Genomic DNA, 8,341 nt, shown 5'->3' with positions numbered 1-8,341 from the left:
CCATGGAGCTAATGGATAATGCGTGTATCCGTGCTGTTGAAAGTTATCGTCCTTCTGGATTGCCTCTTCAAGCAGAGGCCATTCTGATCATTGAAATAGATGGGCACCCTTTGGCGATTGAGGAGGAAATCAATAAGTGCGCCGATTTATGCCGGGCTGAGGGTGCTTCCTACGTCAAGATTGCGGAGACAGAGGAAGAACGCCAAACGATTTGGAGTGCGCGTAAATCGGTTTCCCCGGCCATTACACAAATGGGACCTACAAAGATTTCTGAAGACGCAACTGTTCCGCGCAGTCAAATTCCGGCGATGATGGAGAGATTAAACCAAATCCGGGAAAAATACGGGTTGAACTTGGTTGTATTTGGTCATGCCGGCGATGGCAATTTACATCCGAACATCATTACTGATAAACGAAATATTACGGAAATGAAAAAAGTGGAGCTTGCAGTCAGTGAAATTTTTGAAGCTGCAATAGAACTAGGGGGAACTCTTTCCGGAGAACATGGAATCGGTACATTAAAGTCACCATATATGGAAATGGAATTAGGTATAACAGGGGTGAATATGATGAAAAAAATTAAAAAAGCATGGGATCCCAATAATATCATGAATCCAGGAAAGGTTTTTCCTGATAAGGGCCAGACAAGGGTCGTGTTGGTTACATGAATCTACCTGTTAAATCCAACGAGACAAATGAAGCGGTCCAAAATTTATATTCAGATGCCTATGATTGGACAAACCAATGCGTAAAATGCGGTTATTGTTTACCAGCATGTCCTACATATGAATCAATGGGTGTAGAGTCCGCTTCTCCACGCGGCCGAATCAATCTAGTGAAACTGGCAGCCGAAGGGAAAATAGATTTCCAAAAAGATTTAGCTGAACCGATCGACCTTTGCTTGGGCTGTCGTGCTTGTGAAACCGCATGTCCAGTCGGTGTGCCATACGGACATATACTGGAAGCGGCAAAAGAAGCGATTGAAGCCTCCCCATCAGCGAACGAAAAAAATAAAATGACGAAAATCAAAAAACTGGCATTGGTTCATCTTTTTCCATATCCAAAACGAATGAATAGGATTGGGAGTGCAGTTCACCTCTATCAAAAAACGGGGCTATCCAAACTTATCCGTTCATCGAATGTACTGCAAAAGGTTTCCCCTGTCCTTGCACATTTAGAACAAGCACTTCCTCCTATCGAGTCGTCCTCCAAACGAATCCGGACAGGAACGATAATACCGGCAAAAGGGGAAACGAAATTAAGAGTGGCATTTTTTGCTGGGTGCATCATGGAATCCATGATGTCTCGAATCAACCGTCTTTCCATCGAGCTGCTCACCATTGTGGGCTGTGAGGTCATTCTCCCTGAAAATCAGAATTGCTGCGGTGCACTGCATTCCCATCAAGGCGAAATAAAACAAGCAAAAGCATTGGCGAAGAGGAATATCCAAGCCTTCATGCAATCAGATGCTGATGTAATTGTAAATAACGCAGGAGGCTGCGGTGCTTCGCTTCTTGAATATGGACACCTATTGGCTGATGAAAACGAATGGGCTGGGGCGGCAAGGGCATTCTCGGAAAAATCAAAAGATATCAGTCAAATTCTTCATCAATTGGGGCCACTTCCCTTTACTGAAGAATGGCAAGGCATCGTTTCCTATCAAGATTCATGTCATTTACGCAATGTTCAAAAGGTCCAAAAGGAACCTCGTTTATTATTGCAATCCATACCAGGTGTTTCCTATGTGGAAATGGAAGGGTTTGACCGTTGCTGTGCATCTGGAGGCATTTACAATCTTCTTCACTTTAATGAATCCATGAAGATACTGGATGAAAAAATGAAGAACCTAAAAGATACAAAAGCCACTGCAGTAGTGACCGTTAATCCTGGCTGCCAAATGCAAATGAGCATTGGCATTCAAAGGGAGGGAGCAGCAAACCAAATCAAAAGTATGCATCTTGTTGAAATACTTGCCAAGGCTTGCGGCTTGGATTGACCAAAGAGAAACTGAAACTTTATAGAATATTAAACATCAGTATTTCCTGATTCATTGGGAATTACTGATGTTTTAATTTTTCTCCATTAAAGATTAAGGCGAAAATATCTTTGTAGATCAATGATACAGAGGATATCTGCGGATGAAAATAGCGATTTATGTTCATTAAATTGAAAATACAGTAGACCGGTAAGAAATTTAACTATATTAAGATATGGAAAAGGGTATAATAAGTAATGTAATAAACCATTCTTGGTAATGGATTATTGTAGGATCGGATTTACATTTTACTATATCCGATATTTACATAAAGACAGAAGGAGAAATGATTCATTTGAATAACAAAGAAATAAAAGGTATCGAGTTACCTGCCAACTATGAGGAATTAAAAAAATCTGCCAATCGCAAATCTAATTGGAGAGAACGTTTAGATGCGATCGAAGAGTTAGGTCAGTCAAAAAATAATCAAGTAATCGATATTCTCAAACATATCATGAATAGTGATTCTGTATATAAAGTTCAAGAGTCCGCATACCGTCAACTGAAAAGATTAGGCGAAGATGTTCAATTGCCACCAAGGAAAAAAGGCGAATTGGTTAAAGGATTAACCAAAATCTTAGTTAGGATCAAGAAGAGTTTACCAGAAAATCACTCATATGCTGAATTCAAAGAGAAACTTCAGAAAATGAGAATGGATATATATGACACCTATGAGGGTGAAAAAGGGGCAGACTTTGATAAGTGGCTTGAAAATACTTGGTCTGCTTTATCGAAAAGATAAAATTTATTCAAAAGGAAAACAAATAAGATTGGATGAAGGAGCAAAATTTTTGCTCCTTTTTGTTTACCAATAAAATAGGTATACACTTATATCCTTCCCCTTTAATTTAAACATCGAATGATACACTCTCTACATACAAAGATTAAATGACTGTGAGTCTTTAAAGCATAAATCAGGAAAAACCACATTTCCCATGTGCTCAGCCCGCGCTAGAATAATTCTATTCTATTTATTCCCTATATAAACACATTTTTTTTATAAATCAACATAATGTTATTAATAGAATGAATGAACTCATAGGAGACCAGGAGGAAGACAATTGAATCAAATGTATACGATCCTTGAAGAGGTTCAATCGACCTCTATGGAGTGTGTATTGGCTACCATCATTCATGTGGAAGGTTCAGCATACTTACGTGAAGGTACCTCCATGCTTATAAAAAAAGATGGTACATCTTCAGGCGTTATTAGTGTTGGGTGTATCGAGGAAGATCTTATTCTTCATTCTTGCAGAGTGTTTGAAAGGAAAAATACAGAGACCTTTGTATATCACATGGAACGTGATGAAGATCTAGAATGGGGAATTGGAACAGGTTGTAACGGAATTCTATATATATTACTGGAGTATGTGGACCATAGATTAAAAGAAAATCTTTCATATGTCTTGGATTCCATAAAAGAAGCTAAGGTAATCGTCCATCAAATTGAGTTAGATGATGATTGGAACTTATTGGGGTATTCTTTCCGGTCAGAGGATGAGTATACTAATGAACCCAAAGAAAATGATGTTAGCTTTATTTATAGGCAAAAGATTAAACCTAAACCGCGTTTAATCATTTTTGGAGCTGGGTGTGATGTATATCCAGTTGTCACTATGGCTACCTCAATAGGGTTTTTAGTTACTGTTTGCGATTGGAGGTCAGAGCTTTGTAACGAAAATAATATACCCGACGCAGTTAGCCATATTATAGGATTCCCATCTGAAATTATGGAACAATTATCTTTTAAAAAAGATGATTATGTTATCATCATGACTCATAACTTTCAGAGAGATAAAGAAATACTTTCACTCATAATGAATCAGCCATTATCCTATATAGGCATTTTAGGTTCCAAAAAACGTACTGCCAATTTATTTGACACGAAAATCCCTAATAATATACACTCACCTATCGGTTTATCAATTGGAGCTAAGGGCCCTTTCGAGATTGCAGTTAGCATTATAGCCGAATTAATTCAGCATGAAAGAATGAAGGGACATCCCGAATGAAAATAACTGGGGTATACCTGGCCGCTGGAAATAGTAATCGAATGGGTATAAATAAATTAGCATTGCCATTAGGAAATAAAGAAATGGGAAGATGGGGATTAGAAAAAGCGGTTCTATCTGAACTTAACGATATTATCATTGTTTCGAATCATTTAAACCACCTGGATTTAGCAGGTTTTAGTTCTGAAAAAATAATTACGGCCGAAATTAAAGAACCAGAAGCAGGTCAATCCCATTCACTCCAAACAGGTATACGATCAGCAAACAACATACATTCGGACGCCGTAGTAATTTTACTTGCTGATCAGCCCTTTATAACAACAAATATGATAAACAAACTCATCGAAATATACAAACGAAACCCTAATTACTCCTTTGTTGCCTCTAGTTTTCATGGTTGTATACGACCTCCCATACTTATTGACAAAGATCTCTTTTCCGACATTCACCTTTTACAAGGAGACCGAGGCGCAAAACAGATTCTAATGGCGAAGAGAGAAAAGGGGATACTCATTCCTTTTTATTTAAAAAAATGGTTTGTTGATATTGATAATATGGAAGAATATCTTTTTTGGAAAAACACAATAGATAACAATTAAATAAGAATAATAATGAAAATGAGGAGACTATATGGATATTATCGGAAAAGGGGTAATTAGAAAAGATGCTTGGGAAAAGGTGACAGGGCAAGCGATTTACACAGGAGACCGAGAAGAAGTAAGAACTCTCCATGTTAAAAAGGTAATTAGTCCTTATGCACATGCCCTTATTAAACATATTAATCTAACCCAAGCTGAAAAAGTTCCAGGCGTTCGTGCAATCATAACAGGTGGGGATTTACCACTAACGGGAGAAGAAATCAGGGATCGGTACCCCATAGCTCGAGATAAAGTTCGCTATCATGGAGAAGTAGTAGCACTTGTTGTTGCTGATACAATGAAACAAGCAGAGATTGCAGCTGACAATATTCAAGTTATCTATGAACCTTTAGCCGTTGTCAATTCGCCAACGGAAGCCTTAAATCCCAATTCCCCTCTACTCCACCCAGATTTAGATACTTATAAAAAAATATCCGAGGTATTTCCCGAGCCAGGCACAAATATAGCCAATCGAACCAAAATCAGAAAAGGTGACAGAAAAACAGGTTGGCAAGAGAGTGAAATCATTATTGAGGAAAAGTTTTCTTTTTCCCCCTCCGACCATGCAGCCATGGAAACAAGATGTTCTTTAGCGGAAATTCACTCAGATGATAAGATCATTATCACTTCTTCTTCTCAAGCTCCTTTCATGATCAAGCGTTTGATAAGTGATTACTTTGATGTGGAAATTGGAAATGTCATAGTAAACACTCCACTTGTTGGAGGGGCATTCGGTGGTAAAGCCTCGGTCCAACTTGAACTATTAGCTTATATCGCCTCAAAGGCCGTTAATGGCAGGCTAGTAAAAGTTGAAAATAGTCGTGAAGAGGATATTTTGACATCACCTTGTCATATTGGATTAGATGCTACCATTAAATTAGGTTGTACAAAATCTGGTTTGCTAAAGGTCGCAGAGCTGACGTATTTATGGGACGGGGGAGCATATGCCRACAAAGCTACAGATCTAAGCCGTGCTGGAGCTGTAGATTGCACCGGACCTTACAATATAGAAAATATTTGGTGCGACTCTCTCTGTATGTATACAAATCATCCATATGCCTCGCCTTATCGAGGTTTCGCCCATTCAGAAGTTCTATTCGCTTTTGAGCGGGCCATGGATTCCCTTTCAAAAAAACTTGGAATGGATCCACTTGAACTTCGTGAAATGAATGCGATACTCCCAGGGAACTCCACCCCAACACAAGTTAAATTGAATTCGAGCACGGTAGGTAACCTCCCTAAATGCATACAGGTGCTTAAGAAAAAAATGAATTGGGAAGAGGGCCAGTTAGTAAAAATAAACGACAAGATAATAAGGGCAAAAGGAATCGCTTGTATCTGGAAAACTTCAACGATCGATACCAACGCTGGATCTGGTGTCATATTAACCTTTAACCCTGATGGCAGTGTAAACCTTATTTCAGGAGTAGTAGAAATCGGTACAGGAACAAAAACGATATTAGCACAGATTGTATCAGATAAATTAAAGGTATCAATTGATCGTGTAAACGTTCAGATGAAGGTAAATACACAAAATACTCCAGAACATTGGAAAACGGTAGCAAGCCGCGGAACATTAATGGCAGGAAGGGCTGCGATTCAAGCTGCGGAAGATGCTCTTTCACAAATAAAGAAACTTGCTTCTTGTGTATTACGAGCTCCAATTGAAGACATCGTCCTTGGCAAGGAAAGGGTCTTTATGAGAGGGGAACCGAATATCGAAATTCCTTTCAAACGGCTAGTGTATGGGTATACATATCCTGACGGAAGCACGATTGGAGGACAAATCATCGGTAGAGGGCAATATACCATTCCACATATAACAAATTTAGATCCCGATACAGGTGCTGGCAGACCAGGTCCTGAATGGACTGTTGGCGCACAAGGGGTAGAAGTAGAGTATGACATAAATGAGTATACTTACAGGATAGTAAGGGCAATATCTGTCATTGATGCAGGAAAGGTTTTGAATCAAAAAACTGCCGAAGGACAAATAATGGGTGCAATGAGCATGGGCATAGCATTCGGCGGGCGTGAAACATTCTATTTCGATCACCTTGGCAGAGTATTGAACCCTCAACTCAGAACCTATAGACCGTTAAGATATGGAGAAAACCCTGAATATATTTGTGAATTTGTAGAAACACCACATTTAGAAGCCCCATATGGCGCAAGGGGCCTTGGAGAACATGGGCTCCTAGGTATGCCAGCTGCTTTAGGTAACAGTTTATCTTTGGCTGCGGGGATTCCTTTGAACCAGTTGCCATTACTTCCTGAACTCATTTGGAGGGGGAAGCGAGGGAGAAGAGATTAATGTTATCTTATAATTTTGATTATTATAAACCTCAATCGATAAAAGAAGCGATTGAACTTTATCAACTATTAAAATTACAAGAAAAAAAACCTATGTATTATGGTGGTGGGACTGAAATTTTAACATTAGGACGTTTAAATTTTATATACACCGATGCGATTATCGATTTAAAAGGGATTCCAGAATGCAGTGCATTCGGGTTTCAAGACCAAGAACTGATCATTGGCTCAACATTGAGTTTACGTGCAATCGAAGAAAATAAGCTATTTCCGCTATTATCGGATACTTCAAAAGAAGTTGCTGATTATACATCAAGAAATAAAATCACTATAGGTGGAAACATATGTGGTCAAATTTTTTATAGAGAGTCAGTTCTTCCATTTTTATTATCAGATAGTACTGTCATTATTGCAGGACCAAAAGGAACGAGGAAAGAATTTATTAATGAAGTTTTCCATAAAGAGCTACGACTTGACGAAGGGGAATTTCTCGTACAAATTGTAACAGAAAAAGAATATCTGAAAGCTAAACACATTAGTGTAAAGAAGAGGCAGCAATGGAAAACGGGATATCCGCTTTTAACAGTTGCCTCATTAAAAAAAGAAGGATTTATTCGATTTGCATTCAGCGGGGTTTGTCCATATCCTTTTCGGTCAATTCAAATGGAAAACAAACTAAATGATAAGAGTTTATCTTTTAAAGATCGAATTTTAAGCTCCTTAGAGTTTTTACCAACTCCAGTTTTAAACGATATAGAAGGATCCAATGAATATAGATTATTTGTTTTAGAAAATACCCTTTCATACATTTTGTCATATATAGGTGGTGAGGAACATGAATAGCCATTCGGCGGATCGTAAAGTTACCATTCAATTAGAAATAAATGAAGAACGGTATGAGAGGGATATATTGGCATCGGATATATTGCTAGATGTTCTCCGAGATAAAATTGGACTTACGGGGGCTAAACCTGGATGTTTAAATGGAGATTGCGGCGCTTGTACGGTGATAATGAATAAACAGCCAATGAAATCCTGTTTAATGTTAGCCATTGAAGCAATTGATTCAGAAATCCTTACAATAGAGGGACTCAAGAATACCCCGATTCAGAGAGCATTTGTGGAACATTTTGCTTTTCAATGTGGGTATTGTACATCAGGATTTATAATGATTTGCCAGGCTTTACTCCTTAATGACAGGAACCCAAGTCCTGAAAAGATTGAAACATGGCTTTCTTCGAATATTTGCCGGTGTACCGGATATAAAGAAATTGAAAAAGCAATATATTCAGTAATAGAAAATGTAAATATAAAAAATCAAACAAATCAGTGACGTTTGCCCG

8 protein-coding genes are annotated in these 8,341 nt (G+C 38.3%); all 8 read left to right on the top strand.

Annotated features, from left to right (window positions below; genetic code table 11):
* A partial coding sequence (locus AC1DVK_RS16495; protein WP_477626942.1) for an FAD-binding oxidoreductase occupies positions 1-668 on the top strand: 668 nt, incomplete at its 5' end.
* Positions 665-1,996 (top strand): (Fe-S)-binding protein, encoded by a 1,332-nt coding sequence (locus AC1DVK_RS16490; protein ID WP_477626941.1) that lies wholly within the window; start codon positions 665-667, stop codon positions 1,994-1,996. The genes AC1DVK_RS16495 and AC1DVK_RS16490, both read left to right, overlap by 4 nt.
* A 334-nt stretch (positions 1,997-2,330) precedes the next feature.
* The gene (locus AC1DVK_RS16485; RefSeq protein WP_176431848.1) at positions 2,331-2,777 is read left to right on the top strand and encodes a HEAT repeat domain-containing protein; all 447 of its coding nucleotides are present in this window, start codon (positions 2,331-2,333) and stop codon (positions 2,775-2,777) included.
* 328 nt (positions 2,778-3,105) lie between these two features.
* Positions 3,106-4,047, top strand: coding sequence for an XdhC family protein (locus AC1DVK_RS16480; RefSeq protein ID WP_477626944.1), 942 nt, complete (start codon positions 3,106-3,108; stop codon positions 4,045-4,047).
* Positions 4,044-4,646, top strand: a complete 603-nt coding sequence (locus AC1DVK_RS16475; protein ID WP_477626940.1) for a nucleotidyltransferase family protein — start codon at positions 4,044-4,046, stop codon at positions 4,644-4,646. The genes AC1DVK_RS16480 and AC1DVK_RS16475 overlap by 4 nt, the downstream gene beginning before the upstream one ends.
* A 31-nt stretch (positions 4,647-4,677) precedes the next feature.
* Positions 4,678-6,999, top strand: a complete 2,322-nt coding sequence (locus AC1DVK_RS16470; protein ID WP_477626939.1) for a xanthine dehydrogenase family protein molybdopterin-binding subunit — start codon at positions 4,678-4,680, stop codon at positions 6,997-6,999.
* Positions 6,999-7,841, top strand: coding sequence for an FAD binding domain-containing protein (locus AC1DVK_RS16465; protein WP_477626938.1), 843 nt, complete (start codon positions 6,999-7,001; stop codon positions 7,839-7,841). The genes AC1DVK_RS16470 and AC1DVK_RS16465 overlap by 1 nt, the downstream gene beginning before the upstream one ends.
* Positions 7,834-8,331, top strand: coding sequence for a (2Fe-2S)-binding protein (locus tag AC1DVK_RS16460; RefSeq protein ID WP_289320390.1), 498 nt, complete (start codon positions 7,834-7,836; stop codon positions 8,329-8,331). Before AC1DVK_RS16465 ends, AC1DVK_RS16460 begins: the two co-directional genes overlap by 8 nt.
* Positions 8,332-8,341: the final 10 nt, after the last annotated feature.

Source organism: Peribacillus sp. P4_B1, from assembly GCF_056402395.1.
The sequence above is the reverse complement of the archived record's forward strand: the minus strand, read 5'-3'. Positions and strand labels throughout refer to the sequence as shown.

Excerpts from the sequence above, each read along its gene's own strand:
- AC1DVK_RS16480 (WP_477626944.1), top strand. The coding sequence starts at position 3,106 with ATGTATACGATCCTTGAAGAGGTTCAATCGACCTCTATGGAGTGTGTA.
- AC1DVK_RS16475 (WP_477626940.1), top strand. The coding sequence starts at position 4,044 with ATGAAAATAACTGGGGTATACCTGGCCGCTGGAAATAGTAATCGAATG.
- AC1DVK_RS16465 (WP_477626938.1), top strand. The coding sequence starts at position 6,999 with ATGTTATCTTATAATTTTGATTATTATAAACCTCAATCGATAAAAGAA.
- AC1DVK_RS16490 (WP_477626941.1), top strand. The coding sequence starts at position 665 with ATGAATCTACCTGTTAAATCCAACGAGACAAATGAAGCGGTCCAAAAT.
- AC1DVK_RS16460 (WP_289320390.1), top strand. The coding sequence starts at position 7,834 with ATGAATAGCCATTCGGCGGATCGTAAAGTTACCATTCAATTAGAAATA.